Here is a 25,567-nt window from a genome sequence, read left to right as displayed (position 1 = left end):
GAAATTTAAATCAAAACAATGCACTGGCGATTGATTTTGGAATTAATAACTTAGTTACAGCAGTTACTTCTAAAGGAAAGAGCTTCATCATTGATGGACGAAAATTAAAATCTCTCAATCAGTGGTTCAACAAATGCACAGCCCGATTACAGTGTATTAAGGATAAGTAAAAGTATGGTAAGAAAACCACCAATCAGCAAAAGGCTCTTGCCCGCATCAGGAATAACAAAGTCAATGATTATATGGCAAAAACTGCCCGTACGGTTATCAACTATTGTTTAGACCATGATATCGGTCATCTTGTAGTGGGCTATCACAAAGAGTTTCAAAGGGACTGTAATATCGGAACCATCAACAATCAAAACTTTGTAAACATTCCTTTTGGAAAGCTCCGGGATAAACTGGAATATCTGTGTCAGCTCTATGGGATTGGCTTCACCGAACAAGAAGAGAGCTATACCAGTAAAGCATCCTTTTTCCGTTATACCAGGATTCTAGATATTCAAAGAGAGTATATTTGGCCTCTTCAAAATCATAATAGATTTTTGTGTAGACATCTTTTTTTTAGGCAGCATGAAAGGATTCAATACAAGCATTATCATATGGGTTTCCTTTACGACTAAAAGAATGTAGCATCTTCTGTTCAACTAGAAAGTCTTCAAATTGTATGCTGGTATATTGGGTGTCCAAACCGGAATGCTCACAACACAGGTTCACTTGCAGTGGCAGAAAAATTGGGATATCACTTTGACAAAGAATATCCAACTTATGAATTCGTTTAGAATCATTTTAGAGTTAAGGGAAGAATGTCACAAACATCCGATTCGATGTTCGCGAAACGACTTTGGCGAATTGTGATTAATAATCACATATGGTATAATTGCTACACAAAACACGTAAACAGCACTTGGAGAGGGAACGATAGATGAAGAGAAGGAAAAAACGAGGGTGGCAAGTTCTATGTGCATTAGCAATTGCTATTTTAGGAGTAGCTTTTTTGCCAGTGGAAGAAGAAAATGTATACGCGAAAGAAATTGTTGTAGGAACGGAGGATGAGTTAAGAAATGCGATTTCAAATGGAGAAAATGGAGATGTAATTAATATCAAAGAAGATATTGTGGTAAAGAATCAAATTGATTTGGACAAGTCTCTGACAATTAATGGAAATGGTCATATGATTTGTGTTTCTCAGCCAGGTATGCATGAATCGGGAATCCTAAACAGTTCAGTCAGCAATTACCGGGTTTTCAATGCGGTAACAGAAGCAACGGAAATTCAGGTGAACAGATTAATTATTTCAGGAGGCAAAAAAGAAGGCGGCGCTATTTACATCGGGGCTAACGTTACCGTGATATTAGATAGGGTTACGATAACAAATTCAGGTGGTGATGCTGAGACTCCTGGTGGAGGTATTTTGAATTCTGGGACAATTTATATTAAGGACTCTATGGTGAGCCGTAATGCTGCAAGACATGGGGGCGGATTTTTGAATAGCGGGACAATGGTCATTGAAAACTCTTGCTTCAGTGAGAATCGAAGCTTAAGTGATAACGGTGGTGGTGGTGCCGGTGAAAATCAAGGACAGCTCTATATTAATAACTGCACCTTTGCGAATAATAAAAGTACGGAATTAGGTGGGGCGATTAATGATTATGGTGGAATGGCCTATATAATGAATAGTACGTTTTCCGGTAATATATCCTATAGTACTGAGTATGGTGGAGGAGCTCTCAGAGGGTCGAAATCTGTTGTTGTCAACTGCATGTTTACTTATAACTATCGCTTGGACGGCGATAAGTTTTCTTTAAGTGACTATGACTCAAGTATAGGGGATATATCAACATACAATTCATTAAGTAATTATCGGATGGTCAGTTCTTTGACCCATGGTGAGGCATTGACGGGATATAAAAATTATCTTTACGCAGGGAACTCAGATGGTTCTGACAATAATATTTTCACGAATGGAATCTTAACAAAAGTACTGGCTGCTGATGGTAGTGAGATCGAAACAGGGATGGTGTATCAACCAATGATATATACGCCTTCCGGTAAATTCACTTCAATTGCTCCATTATGTACACCTATTCCTGATTTTCTGAATGGTGGAGTGGCTACGGCATTTGATCCTAAATCTGAAACTCCAATTTTTGCCTATCAGAATAAAGATGATAATAAATGGTACAATTATTACAATAATGGGTGGAGCACATTAGAGCCAGCACCAACGCAACTGGTGACAACGGATCAAATCGGGGAGCCGCGAGGAAATGTGATTGGTGGAACCGGGCACATTGAATCCAACCTTTATATGGTCAAGTTAATTTATAAGCCGGAAATGGCCCACGGACTAGTCCATGGTGCGACTGTATTTGGGAACACATATTCCGCAGGTGCAGAGGTTACGATGATTGCTTTGCCGGAGGAGGGTTACTATTTTGATAAGTGGCTGAACGAGGATGGTACGGAATACAGCAGTGATAATCCACTCACCATAACGGTAAAGGAAAATGTGACGCTTTATCCGACATATTTAGAAGGTACTGCACAGACAGAACCAAAATTGGAGACGAATATTGAAGAGAAAGGGAATAATAAGTATCAGGTGAGTGCTACTTTAACAGAAAGTGATGATTTAGAAGGCCAGCCGCTTACGTTTTATGTTCGTGATGAAGAAGGGAGAATCGTCTATTCCGAAACGCGGCCAACCGATGGTGAGGGTAAAGTGATTTTTTCAGAGTGGGAATACCCTTCAGATGGAGTAATTTATCAAGTTTATGTTGCGTATCCAGGTAACGAAAACAATAGTAGCTGCACTTCAGATAATCTGCAGTTGAAAGCTAAAATCAATCCGAATGTAGCTAAAATCGATACAGTGCAAGCTACTTATGGCGATCTGCTTGAGGAGTTGGAAATCGAGGGTGAAAGTGCAGACATTGAAGGCACGTTTAAATTCAAAGGTGATGAAGGTCAGCTCGTGGGAGATGTAGGGGAACAGAAAGTTACCAGATGGTTTATTCCGGAGGATAGCGATAACTATACGAGTATTTCTTGGGAAATCACAGTTAATGTTGTACCAAAGTTACTTACGTATTCAAATGAGGGACAATTGGTTAAGAACAAGGAGTATAATGGGGACAACCTTGGTCAGTTAAGTGATGAATTTAAAATAGAAGGTGTGCTGGATCAGGATGGGGATGACATTGAGATAAAGGCTACTGCTACATTTGAGGATAAAGATGCTGGTAAAAATAAGGATGTTATGGTTTCCTTTGAAAAATCCGGGACGGCAAGTGACAATTATCAGACGCCGGATGGAGTGATAGATTATGCTAATATTGAGCCCAAACCTTTAAAGGGAGATATGGTTCAAAACATTGCAGATGTCATATATACCGGTTCCCCACAAGAACCGGTACCAGAGCTTGGTGATGGAGACCCGTCAATTATTGCAACTTCCGATTATACAATTAGATATAAAGACAACACTTCAGTGGGCACTGCGAAGACAATAATTGAAGCTGCCCCGGCGGGAAATTATTCAGGAAGTGTGGAAAAAGAATTTCAGATATTACCAGTAAAGCAAAAGGTTCAAGTGACACCTTATGAAGGCGTTTACGATGGAAAAGATCATTCCATTAAAGTCGAAGCAGAAGGAGCAATCATTTCATATAGTTTAGAAAAAAATGATTTGCTTACAGTGGCGCAACCAAGTGTCAAACCGCCAATGTTTCGTAATGCTGGTGTATACACAGTCTATTACTTATGCAAGCGAGATAATTATGAGGATGTTTCAGGCCATGAGACGGTCACCATTACGAAAAAGCCGTTGACGGTTGATATGTTTTTACCAATCAAGAATCAAATATATTCCGGTAAGGGAATCAAACCAGAAGTGATTATTGAAGAAACATTGCTGAGCAGCCAAGATATTCGGATACAATATCAAAACAATATTAAGGTTGGAAAGGCTTCGATTATTATTAGTGCTACAAAGGATAGTAATTTTAGTGGCAGTGTTACTCTGGACTTTGAAATCGTGCAAAGGAAAACAAAGCCAGGGGATAAAAATAATACTTCTGCAAACACAGGAGATTCGGCATCACCATTTTTTCCACTTGTGATGATTTTGTGTTCAATGTTTCTGTTCACTGCAAGTATCAGATTAAGTCATAAAAAAACCAGATAGTAGAATTGTACAAAAGCGATTGGTGTAAAACCAGTCGCTTTAACGGTATACGAGTCGGATGATAATGAAGATATTTTATGATGAATTAATTTCAGGGAGGCCGTATGTTAAAAATTTGGATCGTTTGTTTGATTGTATTAATGGTAATAAGTATTGTAATACAGTTATTAAGACCTGTACTAAAAGGAAGGATTTGTGAAAGAATAATTTTGAAAACCTTAACGAAATTACCAAGTGATAATTACAAGGTAATAAGCAATGTAGAACTAAAATCGGGTAAAGAGACAACACAAATCGATTATATAGTAGTTTCAATTTATGGCATTTTCGTAATTGAAATGAAGAATTATAAAGGTCTGATGACCGGAAGTGGGAAGGGGAAACCAATCACTCAAAACTATAATCATGTGAAAGCACTGAAAAAGAGCCTCAACTTACCAACGAATTATTTCATACCACTTGTAGTCTTTTTGACGAAAGCGGAGATAAGGGCTAGTACAGAAAAGCCAGTCGTATATACGTTGAATCTTAAGAAAGAAATTAAGTCTCATAAAAAGGAAAAAATAAATCCAAAGGAACTGGGAGCAATTGTAGAACAAATTAAAGAATTAAATAAGTAATAGCCTTGTATTACGCTTAGAGGAATAGGAAGGAATGAAAGAGTAGATGTTTAAAGAATATGTAAAGGATTTAAAAGGAGAGTTTAAGGGATACAATAGTGGTAAATTTACAAAGGATGTGTTAGCTGGCATTACAGTGGCGGCAGTAGCGCTTCCTTTAGCACTGGCTTTTGGAGTTGCCAGTGGAATGGATGCAGCGGCCGGTTTGATTACGGCAATTATCGCTGCATTTATTATTGGAAGTCTTTCAGGAGCCTCTTATCAAATTTCAGGTCCAACAGGAGCAATGGCGGCTATACTAATTCCATTGGCGTCTAAGTATGGAATTAAAACAGTTCTTGTAGCAGGAGCACTTTCAGGAGTGATTTTAATAATTGCAGGGTTGTTTCGAGCCGGCAGGATCATTGCATTTTTGCCGAAACCTATTATTACAGGATTTACCTCTGGAATTGCTGTGATTATTGCTTTGGGGCAAGTTGAAAACTTTTTAGGAGTAACTTCCCACGGGGAGGAAACCTATATGAAAGTAATCAATATCTTCCGTGATGGTATCATGCCAAACTTTTACGCAGTTGCCATTGGAGTTTTCACTTTATTACTGATGGCTTTTTGGCCAAAAAAGTGGGGCAGGAAGGTGCCGGCATCTTTAGTAGCGATTATTGTTACAATTATTGTCCAGCTAATCTTTCAGTTTCCTGTTCATACAGTAGGTGAAATTCCTCAGACATTGGTTCATAAGGAACGTTTGATACCAAAAGATTTACTGGATATTCCCTGGGATGTAGTCTTGATGCCAGCGATATCGATTGCAGCGTTAGGAATGATTGAGAGTTTGCTTTGTGGAGCAGTGGCAGGAAAGATGAGCGGTGAAAAGCTGCGTAATGATCGGGAATTGATTGCACAAGGCGTTGGAAATTTAATTTTACCCTTCTTTGGCGGAGTACCGGCAACGGCAGCAATTGCCCGAACCAGTGTGGCTTTAAAGTCGGGAGCTGTAACACGGATGACAGGCTGGATTCAAGGACTGGTCTTGTTATTATCCATGTTTTTATTGAGTCCATTTATGTCACAGATTCCAATGGCTGCCCTTGCTGGCGTACTGATTATGACGGCTTGGAGAATGAATGAGTGGGAAAGTATTCGTTATATTTTCAGCCATAAATTTAAAGCAGCAATGGTAAAATTCAGTGTTACCTTACTGTGTACTGTTCTGTTTGATTTGACAATTGCAATTGCAGTCGGATGCTTTTTAGCGATGTTCCTTTTTATTGTTCGTACTGCAAATCTGGAGGTGACGGTCAGTGAGTTTGATCCAGAACGTACAGAGCTTGACAGAGGTGAAATTCCAGAGGATGTACAGGTGGTTTATCTGACCGGTCCAATATTCTTTGGAACAGCTGAAGCCTTTACCAGTAAGCTGAAGGCTGCAAGCAGTAAAAACTTAATCCTGTCCATGCGAGGGGTGTCAGATGTTGATACTTCCGGAGTCCAGGAAATCTTGAGCTTTTGCGAAGAGAAACAAGCGGCAGGTGGAAAGGTATTCTTCTGTGGTGTGCAGGATAAAGTACGTCTCTTTTTTGACCGGGGAGAAATCACAAAAACCGTTGGAAAAGACAATTATTTCTGGGAAGCATCAGAGGCACTGCAGTCATTGGCTATACATTAAAGAAAGGGAGAAAAGAGATGGGATTATTTAATATATTCAAGAAAAAAGATTACCCGCCATTAAAATGCAAATTTGCAGATATATTGGATCTAATGCGGGAGTACATACGGATTGATGCTCCTACGCTAAATCTCATAATCCGATACATGGGAGAAGAACATAAGATGGGAATTAGCAGTGACATGGAGGGGGATGAATTCGTAGATATACGATATCACCTGGATGATGCAGAATTTACCACGGAAACAGAGTATCTGCATGAGGCAGAGCTTTCTGGTAGGTATTTGTATTTGTTGTTGGATGAAGTGGTAGAAGTTCTGAAAGATGAAGATCTTGGGAACTGGGGAAATCCAAGAGGGAATATTTTATTGGAGAAGAGAGAAATACAATAAAGAAGATTTTGGTGCTGGTTATATTAGCGTGAATAGAAAAAGTCCTCTATAAAGAAGCATTCGCTTGTTAGCGTGTTCATTTATAGAGGACTGTTTTTATTTCTTATGCTTCGCCAGTGGGGCAAACTTTCATTTCCATCCGGCGTCCCCGAAGTAAATTAAATTTTCGCTTCACCATCCAGAGAGTCCAAAGGACAATTACGGAGTCGATTGCAAAGGAGCCAATATAGATGCCTGCAACACCAACAAAACGTGGAAGAATCAGCATTACCGGAACATAGAAAACGAACTGTCTGGCCATACCGATAACCATCGCCGGCATTCCCTTATCGATGGCTGGAAATAAGGTCATTGCCATAAAGATAAAGGACATTACCGGTAAAATCGCCATTTGGATTCGTAAAAATCCAAACTGAGTTATGGTGAATGCCTGGCCTGGCAGCATAAGACCTAAGACTGTTCCCGGTGAAATAAGAGAGAAGAGCCAGAAAGGAATTGTTAGTAACATCGCTGCAACACCAAAAATCTTATAGGCACTGATAACCCGGTCATACCTCTTTGCTCCGTAATTAATTCCAATCGCGGGCTGCAGGGCACGCATTAAGCCAAAGATAGGTGTCAGCATAAATTGGAAGATACGGTAAACAATGCCGTAAAATGCAACGTCACTGGTGGTACCATATTTTGCCAAGGCATTAAAGACAACAACTGCCTGCACCAGACTCATAATAGACATCATTAAAGAAGACATGCCCAGCCGCAGAATATCTGTTGCGGTTTCTTTTGTATATTTTAATGATGCAACTTTGCAGTCAAAGGATGATTTTCCACGGGCGAAATAGACCCAACCAAGAACGGAGTATGCAAGCATCCCAACGTTAGTACCCCAAGCAGCGCCTTCCACACCCATGTGTAAAATCACGATAAAAATATAGTTACTGACTGCATTTACCAAGAGTCCGGCACCCATCATCCAAGCCGCAGTTTTCATTCTGCCTTCTGCACGGATAATCATATTCCCAGCCAAACCATAAATCCAGAATATGGAACCGAAAATAGTAATTCGAAAATAGTTAACTCCCAGGGTCAAGCTTTCTCCACTACCACCCATCATGGCAATGAGAGAACCGAAAGCCGTACTGAGTTGTGTGATTGGATAGGCTAAGGATACTCCTGCAAGAGCTGTTTCGCCGACAAAGCGCCCCACGAAAATACCATCCAATACAGTGTTGAAACCATAGAGTACCATGGCGACAACGGCTGGCCATGATAATTGAAACATTACCTTCCAGAGGTTACCTTTTAAAATAAATTGTTTTTGTAATTCCTTTTCCTTCATTCCTTTCTCCTTGTTTACGTTTTTATATTCCCAGTACATCACTGATACCAGTGTTAAAGAATCGAATCAGTGTATGTCCACATTTTAGAGCATCCTCCCTGCTGTAGTCATGAATGACCATTTCGAAAATGGAAGAGAAGAATCCACTCATAATCAGATGTAATTCTGATGAAGTAATTGGTTTTACCGCAATACCACTTTCTTTTGCAATCTTATGCATCTCAAGCAGTGCCTCAACTTGATCTGCTACCAATTCATGTTGGAAATTATGTAACTTAGTTCCCTCAGCACAGCATAGGAGCAACTTAAATGATGAATAATGATCATAGACGTAATTAAGTGATTCAATAAATTCCAGTTCTGAAAGATGCCAGATTTTCACATTTTGCTTCTGGCGGATATAGTTAAATAACTCATCATCATGTTTTGCATGAGTGCGGAACATTTCGTTTAAATCCGGCTCTACCAGAGCAGAAAACAAAGCTTCTTTATCCGTGAAATGACGATAGATAGCAGTGGCAGATATTCCTATTTTTCCAGCAATGGTGCGCAAAGATGCCTTTTCATATCCCTTGGTCAGAAATTCCTCTCGCGCTACGTCCATAATACGCTGATAAGTTTGATGTCCATTATTTTCCATTGTCTTATGCACCTCCTTGAGTTAACAGTGTTAACATGATAGCATAAAAATTAATTATTGGTCAATAAAAGACCTAAGATATAAATGGGAAGATTTCTCAATAAGATTTTTTTGTAACAAGGAATGAAGCGTTTGAAAGTGTGATGGTAGTTGTTGACGTTTCTTGCAACTATCGATACAATTTACTTATAGTTATTTATGAAGGGAGAATTATTATGGGAGAAAAATCTGTTGAATCCTATCGACAAATTGCGAATTCAGGACTACTTTATCTAGTGGTTGGAATGGCCTTACTTTTTATTGTGATTATGAGTCTTGTGTTTTTGGTCAGAAGTTATCGGACAGGAATGAAAATAGGAATGGATAAAAAAATATTGAATCGTGCCATTTTATCCAGTGCAACCTTTACAGTATTGCCAAGCATCAGTATATTGTTGGGTGTGATTGCTTTGAGTGGAACCTTAGGAATTCCATTTTCATGGTTACGGCTTTCCGTTATTGGAGCCCTGCAATATGAACTGAATGTTGCCTCCATTGCAGCAGAAAGTATTGGATTATCAGGATTGCGAGTGGGAGAAATGAATGGACAAGCTTTTACAACAATCGGGTTAGTCATGACCTTTGGAATATTGGGAAGTCTTATTTGCTGTATATTTTTCCTTGGACGCTATCTAAAAAGATTTCAAAAACCAAAGAAGAATACGGAAAAGGAAGAAGGGAAGAAGCCAGGTTTTGGGGTTCATGCAACCACGGCTATGTTCATTGGTCTGTGTTCCGCTTATATAGGTGCTTACGTTGGAGATGTAGTAAGAAATCAGAACTACTTACCTTTATTAACAGCAGCGGTCGCAGCTGTTGTTATGGCAGCTTTTGAGTATTTTACGAATAAAAAGAATCTTAAAATGCTGGATAACTTTAGTGTTGCAGGCAGCATGCTGATTGCCATGACTGCTGCTGTATTCTTGCATAAAATGATTGGAGGCTAGAGAGATGGAACAAAAAGAAAAATCTTTGATTTTCGAAAAATTTAATCGCAGTATGCATATTTTAGGAAAGGCAACACTTACAATTTCCATTATTTTACTGGTGTGTATCCCCTTTTTAGTCGGAATCGTCTATGACTCTATGCCAGATACAGGTGGTTTTTTAGCAGGCTTTGGAAAGGTTGCAATTATATACTATCCAGTAGCAATTGTTGAATTTTTGATTTATACCCCAATGCTTGGTGTAGGTGGAAGCTATTTGACATTTCTTACTGGAAATGTGACGAATATGAAGATTCCCTGTGTGATGAATGCAAAGGATATTACTGGAGTGGTGGATGGAACACCGGAGAGTGAAATTATTTCTACAATCAGTGTTGCCACATCGGCAATTGTAACAACACTTGTGGTGGCAGTTGGAGTCTTGCTGATTACACCATTACAGCCAGTATTAGAAAATCCAGTTCTATTGCCAGCTTTTGATAACGTTGTACCGGCGTTGTTTGGTGCGCTGGGATTAAAGTATTTTGCTAAGCAGATTAAAATAACAGTGGTGCCACTGGCAGCAATGATTCTCCTATGTGTTTGTGTACCGGCTATGATATCCCAGACCAGTTTGCTGATTATCCCGGCAGGAGCTTTGGCCATTGGAATTGGGTATATACTTTGGCGAAAAGATAAAATTTAGGAGGAAAGCAAATGACAGTTTTATTGGTTGTATTATTAGTGATAGGGGTATTGATTGCAACTGTTTTATTGCGGACGGCAATGCAAAAGCCTACAGCAGCAAAAACAGTCGTAATTGAGTACCAGGAATCTGAGCGCAGCGAAGGGTATGGGCAAAAGCTTTCACAGATGATTCAGTGTGAAACCGTGTCCAGTCGTGACAATATGAAAGTGGATAAGTTTTATAAGTTTCAAGAGGTATTGGAGCAATTATTTCCACGAGTTTTTACAACTTGTATCAAAACAGATATTGAGGGGAGCCTGTTATTGAGATGGCAGGGAAAAGCATCAGAAGCTCCGATTCTATTAATGAGTCATCAGGATGTAGTAGAGGCTCCGGGAGAGTGGACGCATCCTCCTTTTTCAGGAGATGTAGAGGATGGAGTTGTTTGGGGAAGAGGGACAGTTGATACGAAAGGAAATCTGTTTTGTATTCTGCAATCAGTGGAAGAATTAATTGAACAAGGGTATATCCCAGAGCAGGATATTTATGTTGCCAGCAGTAATACAGAAGAAATCCGGGGAGAGGGCGCACCGAAGACGGTGGCGTATTTAAAGGCTCAGGGAGTACGACCGAAATTATTGTTAGACGAAGGGGGAATGATTCTAGAGAACCCTATTGGTGGCGTAAATGGTACCTATGCGATGGTTGGTGTCCTGGAGAAAGGATATGGAGATCTGGAATTTACGGCCAGAGGAACCGGTGGCCATGCCAGTGCCCCAGGAAAAAACACTCCTCTTGTAAGAATCGCTAAATTTATGGCAGAAGTTGAAGAGAAGAGTCCTTTCAAAGTCGAGTTTTATGATAGTGTAACGGAAATGTTTCGACGTTTGACACCGAATATGGTGTTTCCTATGAAATTGGTTTTTGCAAACTTATGGTGTTTTGCACCTATTCTAAAAAAAGTCATGCCATCCATTAGTCCGGCAGGAGCAGCAATGCTTCAGACAACGATTGCTTTTACTATGGCAAAGGGTTCTGATGGAGCGAATGTATTACCTCAGGAGGCAAAGGTGTGGGCGAATCTGCGCTTTAGTCATCATCAACCAACGGAAGAAAGCATTGCCATTATAACAGAACTCGCAAAGAAATATGATATTGAGACAAAGGTGATTTACAAAGATAATCCAGATCCGATCGTCGATTATCGTAGTGATGAATTTAAGACAGTTGAACGAACAATTAATGATTTGTTTCCAGGTGTTGGAGTTGTACCATATCCCATGACGGGAGGGACAGATGCAAAGTTTTATCAAGAAATCTGTGATAACTGTATTCGATTTGCACCATTATATATAAATGCTCAACAGTATGGAAGCATACATGGAATTGATGAAAATATCCACGCCAGAACCCTGACAAAAGGGGTGGATTTCTTTCAGTCTATTATACAGAACTATCATACCAACTTGTAAGAAGTGTTGGTATGATAGTTTTTTTCTATACCAGTCCTTGTTCCATCATTGCATCTGCAACTTTTAAGAATGCAGTAACATTGGCACCAGTAATAAAATCTTGGGAAGATTTCCCATATTTTATAGCGGCAACAGCCATATTCTGATAAATCTCAGCCATAATATTTTTCAACCGGCAATCTACTTCTTCAGACGGCCAAGACAGGCGTTGGCTGTTTTGACTCATTTCCAAAGCCGACACTGCCACCCCGCCGGCGTTTGCTGCTTTACTGGGAATAAATAAAATTCCAGCATCTGCAAAAGCTGACATAGCATCTAAGGTGGAGGGCATATTGGAGCCCTCGCATACCATCCAGCATTTGTTTTTAAGAAGCATTTTTGCAGATTCCAAGTCGATTTCATTTTGAGTTGCACAAGGAAGAGCAATATCACAGGGGATATTCCAGATACCCTTGAAACCTTCTGTATACTCTGCCTTGGGCTTAGATTCCACATATTCACGTATGCGTCCATAACCCACTTCTTTTATTTCTTTGATAATCGAGATATCAAGCCCCTCTTTGTCGTAAATAAAGCCGTTGGAATCACACATGGCAATTACGCTGGCTCCAAGTTCAATTGCTTTTTCGGCCGCATAAATTGCTACATTTCCAGAGCCGGAAATAGTGAGCTTCTTCTTTTTCAGACTTCTTCCCCTGGCCTTAAGAACCTCATTTGCCAGATAGATAATGCCATAACCGGTAGCTTGTGTGCGAATAAGGGAACCGCCGTAGGTCAGACCTTTTCCTGTGAGAACACCGCAGAAATCCCCAGTGATACGTTTATATTGACCATAGAGATAACCGATTTCACGGCTGCCGACACCAATATCTCCAGCGGGAATGTCCAAGTTTGGACCGATATGACGATAGAGCTCGGTCATAAAGCTTTGACAGAAGCGCATAATCTCATTGTCACTCTTTCCTTTCGGGTTAAAGTCACTGCCGCCTTTACCACCTCCGATGGGGAGACCTGTAAGGGAATTTTTGAAAATCTGTTCAAAAGCGAGAAATTTCATCACACTTTGATTGACACTGGGATGAAAACGTAAGCCTCCCTTGTAAGGACCTATTGCACTGTTAAACTGAACGCGAAAGCCTCGGTTGACCGCATATTTTCCCTCATCAGTCATCCATGGTACCCGGAAGGAAACGATGCGTTCCGGCTCCAGAAGACGTTCCAGTAGCTGAGCCTCCTGATATTGGGGATGACAGTCGATCACTTTTTCCAGTGAAGACAGGACTTCTGTTACAGTCTGGATAAACTCTGGTTCATGTGAATCCTTGGATTTTACTTCATTTAAAATTTGATTGACATAGGACATTTTATTGAATTCTCCTTCTAAAAGTTTATTAAATCATCGCTAATAAAGCGAGAGTTTCTGGTGAGAGTTTGGTGGATTGCTTCCAGATCAGACAAACTCTGGGACTTAGGAATATGGAATCTAAGCGCTTTTTAATCAAAGTAGGATCTGTATTCATAACGGCAGAGGTGTAGGGGGCAATCGCAATGCCAATACCCGCCTGAGCCCAGCTGAGAGAAGACTGTATTTCTCCATTTTCACAGACAATATGCGGGCTAAATCCTTTTTTACGACATGCATTGAGGAGCAATTCACGGTACCGCTTATGGATGACAAGGGGCTTATTCCGCAGAGCCTCAAGGGGAAGGTTTTTTTCGTTTGAGCCATTGAAATAGTCATCATAGAAATGGGAATGGGCAATTGTGACAAAGTAATCCTTTTCATCAGGCAGAAGAGCAGGGTCTTGAATATATATGGAGTGAAAGCCGGAGCTGTTGAAGGGTTCCCGGACAAAGCCCAAATCTATTTTATCCGCTAAAAGATTGGCAAATACGGAGTCGGTAGTACCTTCCATTACGAGGAAATTCACGTATTGATACTCCCGGCGGAAGCGGGAAATAATGGTTGGAAGCAAACGATTATTAACGGAGCCAATAGTGCCGATGCGCAAAATCATCTCACGGTTTACCGAGAGTGCCTTGATTTCTTGTTTGGTTTCTTTCAACAGGGCAAAAATAGCGTTGAGACGCTCTTGAAGTAATTCACCTTCTGGTGTGATTTGCAGATTTCGGTTATCCCTGATAAAAAGATATGTTTCAAGCTCGTCTTCAAGAGATTTCAGCTGCATGCTAAGAGGGGGCTGAGAGATATTTAGGTTTTGTGCAGCCTTTGAAATGCTACTCATACGGGCAATTTCTAAAAAATATTCCAATTGTTTAAGAGTCATAGTCACCACCTTATATGTAAAACATATACAAAACACTGTTCGCATAATGATAAATATATTTGTAAATAAATAGTACGAATGATATATTATTAACCATAAAAGCGATTCCGATTATACAAGATGCGCATTAAAAGAAACAAAGAGAAAAGAAGGAGTTATTTAGAGGCTACTATACCATGTTTTAAATCGAAAAACAATAGCGAGTTCAAAACAAAAGGAAATAAGTGGAGGAAAAACAATGTCAAATCAAAAGAATAGTCAGGAATTAACGGGATTTAAAAAGTATATGCAAGAACAGAATATTGAGTTTTCTTGGAATCGCATCGGAATACAGGCATTAGGAGGAATGGCCCATGGCCTGTTTGCTTCGCTGCTCATCGGAACCATCATCAGTACAATCGGAATGTTTATTCCAGGTACAGCAGGAGAATTTTTGGCAGAGGTGGCCGGGTATACAAGAGAGATTCAGGGAGCGGCAATGGCCATTGCGATAGGGTATTCTGTGGGGGCATCACCTTTCGTGCTTTACTCTTTGGCAACAGTGGGGTTTGCGGCCAATTCACTGGGTGGTGCAGGAGGACCCCTGGCAGTTTATTTTATAGCTTTGATTGCAGTCTTTTTTGGGAAACTAGTCTCCAAACGTACCCCTGTTGACCTTATTGTCACACCTTCTGTCACCATCCTGATTGGTGTGTTAGTTGCAAAATTTCTTGCACCACCAATCGGCAGAGCTGCCAGCTCTCTGGGAGGAATTATTATGTGGGCAACGGATCAACAGCCCTTTGTCATGGGAATCTTAGTTTCGGTAATTGTTGGTATCATACTTACGCTTCCTATCAGCTCCGCTGCTGTTTGTGCGGCACTGGGACTGGTTGGTCTGGCAGGAGGTGCTGCAGTGGCAGGGTGCTGCGCGCAAATGGTAGGGTTTGCAGTATGTTCCTATCGGGAAAATAAGATGAATGGGCTGGTCTCTATTGGAATAGGAACATCCATGCTGTTGGTTCCCAACTTGTTGAAAAAGCCTGTTCTCTGGCTTCCGGCTGTGATTGCATCTTTTATAACGGGCCCAATAGCTACCTGTATTTTTCAGCTTCAGATGAATGGAACACCAATTTCTTCAGGAATGGGTACGTGTGGACTGGTTGGGCCAATTGGGGTGATTACGGGATGGCTTTCCCCAAGTGATATTGCTCTTGCAGCAGGAATGAGTGGGGTTCATCCAGGAGCATTGGACTGGATTGGTTTAGCTCTCATCTGTGTTATTTTACCAGGGGTGATTTCTCTGGTGGTTTCAGAGCTTATGAGAAAAAAAGGATGGATTTCTATGGGAGATTACAAACTGGTATAAATGTACATGAAAAAGGAAGGAGCTTTTATATATGAGTATTACAGTGATTCAAAATATAGGGATGATTTTAAGTGGGGATATTAAGAATCCCGTACTGGAAGGCAATCAAATTGTGGTATCAGAGGGAAAAATCGCAGCCATTGGAGATAAGGGTGATATGGGGCAGTTTCAGGCAGACAAAATAATAGATGCCGCTGGAGCTACCGTAACGCCAGGATTATTTGATTCTCATGTTCATACCGTAATTGGGGAACATACTCCAAGACAGTTTGCAGATAATTTTCTAACAGGAGAGCTTCATGGAGGGGTCACTACGGTTATTTCGGCAGGAGAGTGCCATACACCAGGCAGACCCAGAGACGCAGTGGGGACGAAGGCTTTGGCAGTGCTGGCACATAAATCCTTTGAAAACCTTCGCCCTGGAGGTATGAAAGTACATGGAGGTGCACTGATTCTTGAAAAAGGGTTGGTGGAAAATGATTTCAAGGAATTGAGAGAACAAGGGGTTTGGATTGTCGGGGAGGTTGGACTGGGCAGTGTGAAGAATCCAACGGACGCAGGACCAATGGTAGAGTGGGCACATAAGTATGGGTTTAAGGTTCAGATGCATACAGGAGGGACTTCGATTCCAGGCAGCTCTACAGTAACGGCAGAACAGGTTATGGCTACAAAGCCAGATATTATTTCTCACATAAATGGAGGACCGACAGCCGTTTCCTTAAAGGAGATTGACAAACTTATGGATGAAACAGAATTTGCCATGGAAATTGTACAATGCGGCAACGCAAGAGTGGCGGATTATGTGGCGCGCCGCGCCAGTATGAAGGGAGAACTGGGACGTATTATTTTTGGCAATGATGCACCCTCTGGTTCTGGAGTGGTTTCTCTGGGAATTCTCCGAAATATCTGTCAGATATCTGCTGTCTCAGGAATTCCGGGTTCAATTGCCCTTTGTATGGCAACTGGAAATACAGCAAGGGTATACGGTTTAAACACGGGAATTATTGCAGTGGGACGAGAAGCTGATTTCGTATGCATGGATGCTCCTATGGGGTCAGTGGCAGACACGGCAGCAGAGGCTTTTGAATGTGGAGATATACCGGGAATCAGTCTGATTATGATAGACGGTGAAGTTCAAGTCACAAAGAGCCGTAACACACCTCCCTGTAAGCGTTCGGCGAAGCTCATAGATTAGAAGTGCAAAAGGAGGCAAGTAAATTATGATAATCATTAATCAAGATGCATGTAAGGGATGTAAAGCTTGTGAGAAAAACTGCCCTCTGGATGCAATTCGGATCATTGACCGCAAGGTTGTGTGGAAGAAAGAACAGTGTGCAGAGTGTGGGATTTGTGTCCGGGTCTGTAAATTTAATGGGATTATCCGAACCCAGGACATTTCAGATACAAGTGTGATTTGTTCCTCTTGTCCGGTACAGTGTCGTGTGCCGGAGGGATACACAGGAGCCTGTAAAAGATATACCAATCAAGGGGGCAGACTGGTGCGCAATCGTAAACTGGTGCTAAAAAGTGGGGTAGGGGAATATCCGGACTATCGACTGAATGGACCGGTTGTTACAGGAGTTGGTGCAGGCACGAATTATCCATGTATTCGGCCAGCACCTCATATCGTTGCAGAAGTACGTGATGGTGTGGAGGTTGTGACGGTAGTGACAGAAGCGCCTCTGAGCTATTCAGGTGTTACGGTAAAGCTGGATACCAATACGTATATTGGAGAAGAGGGTGATCCGGTTTACTGTGAAGGCAAGCAGGTGGGGATGATTAACACAGAAGAATACGGCTCGAAAATGATTGCAATAGGAGGAGCGAATAAGCTGACAGGTGCAGATGGATTCGTAGTAGCCAGGACGATTGTAAATCTTGCAAATGGCGAAGCTGTGGAGCTTACTATAAATCGAAAAACCAAAATAAAAGTACAGCAGGGAAGGCCTCCTGTCATTGATGGAAAAGAAGAATCCAGGATGCGTATTGGCTGCGGCAGTGCAACGGTTGGACTGTTTGCACAGAAGATGAAGGAAGCGGTAGATGAGGTGATTGTCATAGATCATCACGTTGTAGGCCTTTTCACAGAACATCTGGCAGGAGCAGAGGTGGGAATGGAATGGAGCGGTGTAATCCCCAATGCTGCAAAATCTTCAAAAGGCCGCTATTTTGGAGAGCATGGAGACGGAATAGGAGGAACTGATATTCAAACACCCAGAGATGCTATCGGTGGAATTGATATGTCTGTTGCCCGGGTTGGAATGCAGATATTGGTGATTAATACAACAGGTGAAATACGAGCTTTATTTGAAGTACAAGCCCATGGAGAGGTGAGAGAGATTTCAATGACAAAGAAGGCGATGGCTCTGGCAGACGAGATAATGAACAACTGTGAAGTATCTCAGACTTCCGTTCTGTATGTAGGTGGAACTGGAGGAAGTGCAAGAGGTGGAGTCTGTACAAAGCCCCTTGGAATCACCAGAGCAGTACATGCAGGAAAAGCAGTGGTTACAGTAGGTGGGGCGCCAGCTTATGTGCTTCCGGGAGGAGGAATTAATTTTATGGTGGATGCTGGAAAAGTAGTTGACCATGGTTTTACATGGGTTCCTACACCGGCTACAGTAGCCCCGATTGAGTATACGATGACAAGAGAGGATTATGAGAAAATAGGTGGACACATGAATGTAATACGTCCTGCAAAGCAGCTCCGGGAAGAAGTAGAAAAGGAGTGGGCAGGTGAGGAAAGATAAAGGAGAAAAAGAAGGGTTCTGGATTTTGCCTTCCGGACAGGTGTTTTTTGATTATGGACCGGTGTCCATGGTTGTTTCTGCTTATCGGGGAGGAAAGCTTGATACGAAATTGTGTAGCTCAGCCTTTTCGGTTATTAAGGGAGGTTTAGAAGAAATTCATCGTTATCATGAACTTCTTCGTTGTTATCCCTCAGAGCTTGACCTTGAAAATCTGTCCGGAATCCCATTGGAAATGGCTCAGGCAGTTGTAAATACGAGAAGTCAAAACCTTACACCAATGGCGGCTGTTGCGGGAGCAATGTCGGACAGGGTAGCTGATTTTCTACAGAAAAATGGAGCAGAGAAGGTAGTGGTGAATAATGGAGGAGATATAGCGGTAAGGTTAAGTAAAGGAGAACGCCTTTCGTTGGGAGTGGTTTATGATGTCAGCTGTGCTGGTGTTAATCAAGTGTTGAATCTTGAGGCAGAAGAAGGGATTGGTGGAATTGCAACCAGTGGACTGGGAGGACGAAGCTTAACAACTGGGATTGCAAGTGGAGTAACCGCATTCTCGAAGTATTGCAGAGATGCAGATGCACTTGCTACATTTTTGGCAGATTGCTCTTACATCTCTTCTCCCAGAGTTCATACAGAATTGGCAGGGAATGTAGAGCCGGGAAGCGACATTGCAGACCAACGAGTGGTAACTCATTTAGATGTACTTGGTGAAGAGGAAATAAAACGAGCTCTTGCCCAGGTTTTAGAAGAGGGGGAGAAACAGTATCACAAGGGAAAACTATTGGCATGTATTGCCACTGTTCAAGGAAATACGGTGCACTATGATCCGGGAGGATTATTAAAAATGGAAAAATGAAAGAGAGGTTTTATAGAGATGAAAGTACCGGTAATTCGAAAAGTTGTGACAAATATTGAAGTGATTCACAGAGAGGGATTTACTCCTATGGAGATTCCGATTAAACGCTGCACAGTAGCAGCCGTTATTGAAAATCCTTTTGCAGGAGGCTACACAGAGGATTTAAGTGAGCTTTCAGAGATAGGAGAGTATTTAGGTGATTATTTAAGCAAGAAAGCAGCAGAGGCACTGAGACTGCCAGTACAGAGCTACGGAAAAGGTGCCATTATTGGTCTGGATGGAGAGCTTGAGCATGGGGCGGCCATACTGCATCCGAAACTTGGAAAGCCAATGCGGGAAGCAATTGGAGGAGGGAAATCAATTATCCCTTCCGCTAAAAAAACAGGACCAGCCGGAACGACCTTAGATGTTCCACTTCATTACAAGGATGCGGCTTTCGTTCGCACCCACTATGATGCCATGGAAGTGCGCATTCCGGATGCACCAAAATGGAATGAAATTGTGGTGGCTTTGGCTTTTACCACAGGTGGACGTCCTCATCCACGTATCGGAGGGCTTCAAGTTTCTGAGATTAAAGGGGAAGATGGATTACGCTAAATAAAAGTAGAAATCGGAGATAAAGTATGAAAATTGGATTGATAGGATTAGGTGCAATGGGGAAGCCGATGGCTTTGAATCTTATGGGAGCAGGATATGAGGTTTATGTGTATGACGTAAGAGACGAAGTGGTGAAGGAATTGGAGGAGAAGGTAACGGGAGGATGCAAGACAGTAGCAGAGCTTGCCTCGAAATCGGATACCATTATTTCCTCATTGCCAAATGCAAAAATTGTAGAAGCTGTAATGACTGGAGAAGATGGGGTCTTTAAAAACAGCAGGCAAGGGACGATTATTATTGATATGAGCTCTGTTTCACCAGGCAGTTCAAAAAGGATTGCAAAAAAAGCAGAAGAATATGGAATCGACTACATAGATGCGCCGGTAAGTGGCGGTGTTTCTGGCGCATCTGCGGGAACCTTGACCATTATGGTTGGCGGGAAGGACGATACGTTTTTTAAAGTGAAGCCTCTCTTTGAGGTTCTTGGAAAAAACATTTATCACGTAGGTGAAGTTGGTTGTGGAGATGCTATAAAAATGATTAATAATCTTTTGCTGGGCTGCAATATGGCTGCCTTGGCAGAGGCTCTTGCCTTAGGCGTAAAATGCGGATTGTCTGTGGAAATCATGAGAGAGGTTATTTCAAAGAGCTCTGGAAGAAGCTATGCATTGGAAGCAAAGCTGGAAAAGTTCATTATGGCAAACAGCTATTCCGGAGGCTTTGCCGTTGATCTTCAGCATAAAGACCTTGGTATTGCATTGGAAGCGTCAAAGGAAGAAGCGGTTCCCCTTCCAGTTACTGCGACGGCGGCACAAGTTTATGAGACGGCAAGGGCAAAGGGATTGAATCGGAGGGATATGTCTTCCATTGTAAAGATTTGGGAAGACTTAATAGAAATAGAAATCAGCGGAAAGGAGCATTGAGTGTGAAAAAATTTACTTATCACACGCCAGCTGGGATAGGGGAAGCCTTAGAACTTCTTGCTGTTTATAAAGAAGATTCTGCTCTAGTGGCTGGTGGTACCGATGTGGTTATTGAATTAAATGAGAGAAAAAAGACTCCTGCTCATGTAATTGATATCAGCAGAATTGATGAATTGCGTTACATTCGTCAGGATACCCACATAAGAATAGGAGCCTTGAATACTTTTGCAGCATTGGAGAAGGATCAGTGGATTAGGGCAATGCTTCCAGCCTTGCATGAAACAGTTGTACATGTGGGATCTCCTCAGATTCGAAATCTGGGTACCATTGGGGGAAATGTTGTAAATGCCTCGGTGGCAGGAGATTCGCCAACTACGCTCCTTGCTTATGGTGGAGAGCTTGTGCTCAGGAGTACAAAAGGGGAACGTGTCATGACGATTGATGAATTTAACGAAGGACCTGGAAGGTGTCAGATTCGACCAGATGAGCTTCTTACGGAGGTTCGTATACCGATGCTCAATAGAAATGAAGGGGTAGGGTACTTCAAAATCGGGAAAAGAAAGTCATTGGCAATTGTGGTTTTGGCCGTAAGTATTTATATAAAAAGGAGTCTGGACAATAGAATCGAGGATTGCCGTGTAGTGCTGGGTGCAGTGGGGAAACATCCAATGCGGGTACCAGAGGTGGAAGCTGCTTTACGGGATAAGCCAGTTGCCAGGAATGTTTTTCGTGAAAGCCTACCCCTTTTTACCGCAGTGGTTCAGAAGACCATTGCGACCCGCCCTTCTGTGGTTTACAAGAGGGAAGGCGTTCGTGGCGCAGCAATGGGTTGCTTTGAGCAGATTTTATCCGATTTTGAATTGGCATAAAACGAGGAGAGATTAGTATGGAGAAGATTACAATTAATTTTAATCTGAATGGCAAGGATGTCGTTGTCTTAACAGAGCCCAATAAGCGTCTGGTGGATTTTCTCAGAGAGGATATGGATCTAACCAGTGTTAAGGAAGGCTGTGGTGAGGGAGAGTGCGGTGCATGTACAATTATTTTTAATGGGGAAGCTGTAACCTCATGCCTTATGCTTGTGGGGCAGGCGGAGGGGAGCCAAATTGTTACCTTGGAAGGCGTGTCTGAAAATGGGAAACCAAACTACATCCAGAAGGCATTTATGGATGTGGGAGCGGTACAATGTGGATACTGTACACCAGGGATGATTCTGGCGGCAAAAGCTCTTTTGGATAAGAACCCAAAAGCTGGAGATGAAGAAATAAAGCAGGCTATGTCTGGTAATCTGTGCCGTTGTACCGGTTACGCAAAGATTTTTCAAGCTGTGAAAACAGCAAGGGACGCAAAGGGGGCATTGAAACATGAATCATAATTATTCTGTTATGGGGAAGAGTGTAACCAGGAAGGATGCACTGGACAAGGTTATGGGAACTGCTCGGTTTGCGGCGGATATGAAGGTGCCGGGGATGCTGTGGGGCGGTGTTTTCCGGAGCTCAATCGTTGCAGGCGTTGTGAAGTCTTTTGATCCATCAGGGGCATTGGCAATTCCTGGTGTGGAATGTGTTTTGACCCATCAAGATATTCCAGGAAAGAATCGCATTGGGATTATTTTGAAAGATGAACCAATTCTGGTAGAGGATAAAATACGGCGCTACGGAGATGCAATTGCATTGGTGGCAGCGGAAAGCAGAGAGTTGCTACAAGAGGCTTTGGAAGCCATTCGTGTGGAATATGAGGAACACGAACCGGTGCTTACCATTGAACAGGCAGCCAAGAAGGATGCACCGAAAATACATGGGGACAGAAATCAATATCAGATAAAACACTTGGAGCATGGAAATGTAGATGAGGCTTTTAAAAACTGCGATGTCATTGTAGAGAATGATTATGAAACCCCTATGCTGTCTCATATGTTTATCGAACCGGAAGCTGGCTTGGCTCATTATGAGAATGGAATTATGACGGTGCATAGTTCTACCCAGAACCCCCATTATGACCGGGGAGAAATTGCAGCAATGTTGAACCTTCCAAATAACCGGGTTGTTTCTGTGCAGATGACAACGGGTGGAGGGTTTGGAGGAAAACTAGATATCTCAGTACAGTGTCATGGGGCATTGCTGGCATATTATACAGGGCGGCCAGTAAAAATTGTACGTTCCCGGGAAGAGTCAACCCTGTTGTCCTCTAAACGTCATCCGATGAAGCTGCATTATAAAACGGGTGCAACAAAGGATGGAAAAATAAAGGCAGTTCAGGTCAATATAACCAGTGATTCTGGTGCCTACGCATCTTATGGACCGGCAGTGATAACACGGGCGGCAGTTCATGCAGCTGGTCCGTATGAGGTTCCAAATGTACGGGTGGACGCTTCCTTTTATTACACGAATAATCCAATGGCAGGTGCCTTCCGGGGATTTGGAGTGCCCCAGGTTGCAGTTGCCCATGAAGGACAGATGAATGCAATTGCGAAGAAATTAGGCATGGATGCTATTGAGCTGAGATTATTGAATGCCCATCGTCCTGGTACCACAACTCCTACTGGACAAAAGCTGGACAATAATGTTGGTTTCATACCATGTTTGGAAGCCGTCAGGGAAAAGGCAAAGGAGGTTTTGCCCTCTTGTATTCCTTCTGGACCGAGCAAGCGGCGTGGCCGCGGCTATGGCTGTATGTATTATGGAATCGGGAATACCGGGCTCCCCAATCCTGCGGGAGCATTTCTTGAGGTATTACCGGATGCCAGCGTGAATCTTATGGTAGGCTGTGCTGATATTGGACAAGGCTCGACTTCTGTAATGGCTCAGATTGCAGCAGAAGAATTAGGACTGACATACGAAGATGTTCATGTCACATTTGCCAATACTCAGGTGACGCCGGAAGGTGGAGCCAGTTCAGCAAGCCGCCAGACCTTCATATCGGGTAACGCCACTCTTTTAGCAGCTCGTATGGCGAAAGAAACATTAGCCTCAGTGGCAGCAGATTATTTGAAAACTTCTGCTGATCAGCTGGTTTTTCAGGACAGAGAAATCAGGGTAAAGGCTCATTCAGAGGTACGTATGGATTACGGTGAACTTATGGGAGAGATGAAACGGCTGGGTAAGCTGGCATTAGGTTGTGGTTCCTACAATCCCGTGACAACAGGTCTTGATCCAAAGGATATGACAGGTTCACCTTTTGAAGTTTATTCCTACGCCGCTGCCCTTGTGGATTTGGAAGTAGATATTGAAACCGGACTGGTAGATGTCCTCAATGTCATTTCTGCCCATGATGTGGGAACGGCAGTGAATGTACATGCGGTAGAAGGACAAATTGAGGGAGGTGTGGTGATGGGTACGGGATTCGCTTTACTGGAAAAAACGGAAGTAAAGGATGGAAAAATCACAAATCCTCTGTTCTCAAAGTATTTGCTGGCAACCATGATGGACGTGCCCAATATATATCCAATTGTGGTGGAGAGTGCTGGAGAAGCAGGACCATTTGGTGCAAAGGGAGTGGGAGAGCCTGCTCTGATACCTGCAATACCTGCCACAGCAGATGGGGTAGAGAATGCATTGGATATCCATTTTGGAAAACTTCCCATACAACCGATTGATATCATGAGGGAGTATTACAAGAAATGTCCTTAAGAAAGAAGATGAAAAAATGAATATAATTGAAAAATATTTGGCGAAAGCAGCCGATATGGAAAAAGTTGATCCAGGGCAGGAGATTTCCTGTAAGGTGAGTTTGGCTGGGGCTCATGATGTTACGGCTCCAATTGCAATCGATATGTTCCGCAAGATTGGAGTAGATAAGGTGTTTGACCCGGAAAAAGTAGTCTTTGTTGCAGATCATATTTATCCCGCTTCAACAGAGAAAGCCAGGAACAATGTATGGGTTATGAGTGATTTCGCCAAGGAGTTTGGAATTCGTCTCTACCAGCGGGGAGAAGGGGTAATACACCAGTTAATCTATGAAAAGCACTGTGTACAGCCAGGTGAACTGGTAGTAATTGCAGATTCCCATACGGGAACCTGTGGAGGATATGGAGCCATTGGAATTGGAGTTGGTTCAACAGAGCTGGCAGCGGTAATGGCGACTGGCAGATTGGATCTGGAGGTTCCTGAGGTGGTTCAAATTTACCTTCATGGAAAATGTCCTTCTAACGTATTTGGAAAAGATTTGATTCTTTATTTGGGGAAACTATTTGGCACAGACTATTTTGTGGATCGAGGGCTTCTTTTTACTGGTCCGGGGATTGAAAAGTTTTCAATTTCCGAGAGAATGACCGTATGCAATATGGGAATCGAGCTTGGTGCAATGATTACTCTTTTTGGAGGCATAGAATATGACTCTGATACCACGGAGCTGCGGGAAATTGATTTAAATATACTGGAACCGCAGATTGCCTGTCCCTTTTCACCGGCTAATGTGGTAACAGTGAAGGAAGTAGAAGGGAAGCCTGTTACTCAGGTGGTAATAGGTTCCTGTACGAATGGACGTCTGTATGATATGGCACAGGTGGTAAAGGTTTTTGAGGGAAAGTCGGTACATCCAGATGTAAACACATTGATTATACCTTCTTCAAAGGAAGTGCTGAAAGAGATGGAAGAGCTGGGATGGTGCAAGGTGATCCGGGATGCAGGAGCCACGGTGTTGAATCCTGGATGTGGACCATGTTTTGGTGCACATGAAGGCTTAACCAATGAGCGGGATATAGTTGTATCAACTACAAACCGCAATTTTCCTGGACGCATGGGAAATTTAAAGACGGAGATTTATTTGGCTTCTCCCGCTACTGCGGCAGAGACTGCGGTGGCAGGGAAAATCACTGTGCCAGCAAGGAGTGTGTAAT

The 25,567-nt window shown here is 42.4% G+C and carries 24 protein-coding genes; 20 read left to right on the top strand and 4 right to left on the bottom strand.

The features are described 5' to 3' along the window. The 7 genes from NHH15_RS15750 to NHH15_RS05480 form a co-directional block, all read left to right on the top strand. Positions 1–170: transposase (locus NHH15_RS15750; RefSeq protein ID WP_262065659.1), on the top strand; the 170-nt coding region annotated here is incomplete at its 5' end. Positions 171–215: 45 nt separating this feature from the next. Continuing rightward, positions 216–623 (top strand): IS200/IS605 family accessory protein TnpB-related protein, encoded by a 408-nt coding sequence (locus tag NHH15_RS05505; RefSeq protein WP_262065658.1) that lies wholly within the window; start codon positions 216–218, stop codon positions 621–623. Positions 624–722: 99 nt separating this feature from the next. Beyond that, entirely contained in the window at positions 723–782 is a 60-nt protein-coding gene (locus NHH15_RS15850; RefSeq protein ID WP_262065657.1) for a GNAT family N-acetyltransferase, read from the top strand. 143 nt (positions 783–925) lie between these two features. Next, positions 926–4,189: a YDG domain-containing protein gene (locus tag NHH15_RS05495; protein WP_262065652.1), complete on the top strand. Its 3,264-nt coding sequence runs from the start codon at positions 926–928 to the stop codon at positions 4,187–4,189. A 104-nt stretch (positions 4,190–4,293) separates the two neighbouring features. Beyond that, entirely contained in the window at positions 4,294–4,809 is a 516-nt protein-coding gene (locus NHH15_RS05490) for a nuclease-related domain-containing protein (protein WP_262065651.1), read from the top strand. 46 nt (positions 4,810–4,855) lie between these two features. Beyond that, positions 4,856–6,475: a SulP family inorganic anion transporter gene (locus tag NHH15_RS05485; RefSeq protein ID WP_262065650.1), complete on the top strand. Its 1,620-nt coding sequence runs from the start codon at positions 4,856–4,858 to the stop codon at positions 6,473–6,475. Positions 6,476–6,492: 17 nt separating this feature from the next. Continuing rightward, the gene (locus NHH15_RS05480) at positions 6,493–6,867 is read left to right on the top strand and encodes a hypothetical protein (RefSeq protein WP_262065649.1); all 375 of its coding nucleotides are present in this window, start codon (positions 6,493–6,495) and stop codon (positions 6,865–6,867) included. Positions 6,868–6,970: 103 nt separating this feature from the next. On the opposite strand, the gene NHH15_RS05475 is transcribed toward NHH15_RS05480, so the two are convergent. Both NHH15_RS05475 and NHH15_RS05470 read right to left on the bottom strand, forming a co-directional pair. Continuing rightward, complete coding sequence (locus NHH15_RS05475) at positions 6,971–8,149, bottom strand: MATE family efflux transporter (RefSeq protein WP_262065648.1); 1,179 nt, start codon at positions 8,147–8,149, stop codon at positions 6,971–6,973. A 79-nt stretch (positions 8,150–8,228) separates the two neighbouring features. Beyond that, entirely contained in the window at positions 8,229–8,846 is a 618-nt protein-coding gene (locus NHH15_RS05470; protein ID WP_262065647.1) for a TetR/AcrR family transcriptional regulator, read from the bottom strand. Positions 8,847–9,061: 215 nt separating this feature from the next. Here NHH15_RS05470 and NHH15_RS05465 point away from each other — a divergent pair, with 215 nt between their 5' ends. The 3 genes from NHH15_RS05465 to NHH15_RS05455 are packed head-to-tail and all read left to right on the top strand — an operon-like array spanning position 9,062 to position 11,971. Continuing rightward, on the top strand, positions 9,062–9,832 hold the full coding sequence (locus NHH15_RS05465; protein WP_262065646.1) for a DUF5058 family protein: 771 nt from the start codon (positions 9,062–9,064) through the stop codon (positions 9,830–9,832). A gap of 4 nt (positions 9,833–9,836) precedes the next feature. After that, positions 9,837–10,517, top strand: a complete 681-nt coding sequence (locus NHH15_RS05460; RefSeq protein ID WP_262065645.1) for a hypothetical protein — start codon at positions 9,837–9,839, stop codon at positions 10,515–10,517. A gap of 11 nt (positions 10,518–10,528) precedes the next feature. Further along, on the top strand, positions 10,529–11,971 hold the full coding sequence (locus tag NHH15_RS05455) for a M20/M25/M40 family metallo-hydrolase (protein ID WP_262065644.1): 1,443 nt from the start codon (positions 10,529–10,531) through the stop codon (positions 11,969–11,971). 25 nt (positions 11,972–11,996) lie between these two features. On the opposite strand, the gene gdhA is transcribed toward NHH15_RS05455, so the two are convergent. Then, the gene (gene gdhA, locus NHH15_RS05450) at positions 11,997–13,334 is read right to left on the bottom strand and encodes an NADP-specific glutamate dehydrogenase (RefSeq protein ID WP_262065643.1); all 1,338 of its coding nucleotides are present in this window, start codon (positions 13,332–13,334) and stop codon (positions 11,997–11,999) included. Positions 13,335–13,362: 28 nt separating this feature from the next. Beyond that, positions 13,363–14,259: a LysR family transcriptional regulator gene (locus NHH15_RS05445; RefSeq protein WP_262065642.1), complete on the bottom strand. Its 897-nt coding sequence runs from the start codon at positions 14,257–14,259 to the stop codon at positions 13,363–13,365. Between the two features lie 238 nt (positions 14,260–14,497). On the opposite strand from NHH15_RS05445, the gene NHH15_RS05440 reads away from it, so the two are divergent. From NHH15_RS05440 to NHH15_RS05395, 10 genes are read left to right on the top strand one after another with little or no spacing between them, the layout of a single operon-like run. After that, positions 14,498–15,607 (top strand): PTS sugar transporter subunit IIC, encoded by a 1,110-nt coding sequence (locus tag NHH15_RS05440; protein ID WP_262065641.1) that lies wholly within the window; start codon positions 14,498–14,500, stop codon positions 15,605–15,607. A gap of 31 nt (positions 15,608–15,638) precedes the next feature. Next, positions 15,639–16,802: an amidohydrolase family protein gene (locus tag NHH15_RS05435; RefSeq protein WP_262065640.1), complete on the top strand. Its 1,164-nt coding sequence runs from the start codon at positions 15,639–15,641 to the stop codon at positions 16,800–16,802. 25 nt (positions 16,803–16,827) lie between these two features. After that, complete coding sequence (locus NHH15_RS05430; RefSeq protein WP_262065639.1) at positions 16,828–18,357, top strand: 4Fe-4S dicluster domain-containing protein; 1,530 nt, start codon at positions 16,828–16,830, stop codon at positions 18,355–18,357. Then, positions 18,344–19,210 carry a hypothetical protein gene (locus NHH15_RS05425; RefSeq protein WP_262065638.1) on the top strand — a complete coding sequence of 289 codons (867 nt, stop codon included), beginning with the start codon at positions 18,344–18,346 and terminating at the stop codon, positions 19,208–19,210. Before NHH15_RS05430 ends, NHH15_RS05425 begins: the two co-directional genes overlap by 14 nt. Positions 19,211–19,228: 18 nt before the next feature. Further along, positions 19,229–19,807: an amino acid synthesis family protein gene (locus NHH15_RS05420; protein ID WP_262065637.1), complete on the top strand. Its 579-nt coding sequence runs from the start codon at positions 19,229–19,231 to the stop codon at positions 19,805–19,807. A gap of 26 nt (positions 19,808–19,833) precedes the next feature. Beyond that, complete coding sequence (locus NHH15_RS05415; RefSeq protein ID WP_262065636.1) at positions 19,834–20,730, top strand: NAD(P)-dependent oxidoreductase; 897 nt, start codon at positions 19,834–19,836, stop codon at positions 20,728–20,730. A 2-nt stretch (positions 20,731–20,732) separates the two neighbouring features. Next, entirely contained in the window at positions 20,733–21,599 is an 867-nt protein-coding gene (locus NHH15_RS05410) for an FAD binding domain-containing protein (protein WP_262065635.1), read from the top strand. A 17-nt stretch (positions 21,600–21,616) separates the two neighbouring features. Next, entirely contained in the window at positions 21,617–22,105 is a 489-nt protein-coding gene (locus NHH15_RS05405) for a (2Fe-2S)-binding protein (RefSeq protein ID WP_262065634.1), read from the top strand. Next, on the top strand, positions 22,095–24,359 hold the full coding sequence (locus NHH15_RS05400; RefSeq protein ID WP_262065633.1) for a xanthine dehydrogenase family protein molybdopterin-binding subunit: 2,265 nt from the start codon (positions 22,095–22,097) through the stop codon (positions 24,357–24,359). Before NHH15_RS05405 ends, NHH15_RS05400 begins: the two co-directional genes overlap by 11 nt. A gap of 16 nt (positions 24,360–24,375) precedes the next feature. Beyond that, positions 24,376–25,566: an aconitase family protein gene (locus tag NHH15_RS05395; protein ID WP_262065632.1), complete on the top strand. Its 1,191-nt coding sequence runs from the start codon at positions 24,376–24,378 to the stop codon at positions 25,564–25,566. The last annotated feature ends 1 nt before the right edge of the window (position 25,567 follow it).

The organism is Aequitasia blattaphilus (assembly GCF_024721305.1).
Lineage (GTDB): Bacteria > Bacillota > Clostridia > Lachnospirales > Lachnospiraceae > Aequitasia > Aequitasia blattaphila.
This window is presented reverse-complemented; position numbering and strand designations above follow the sequence as displayed.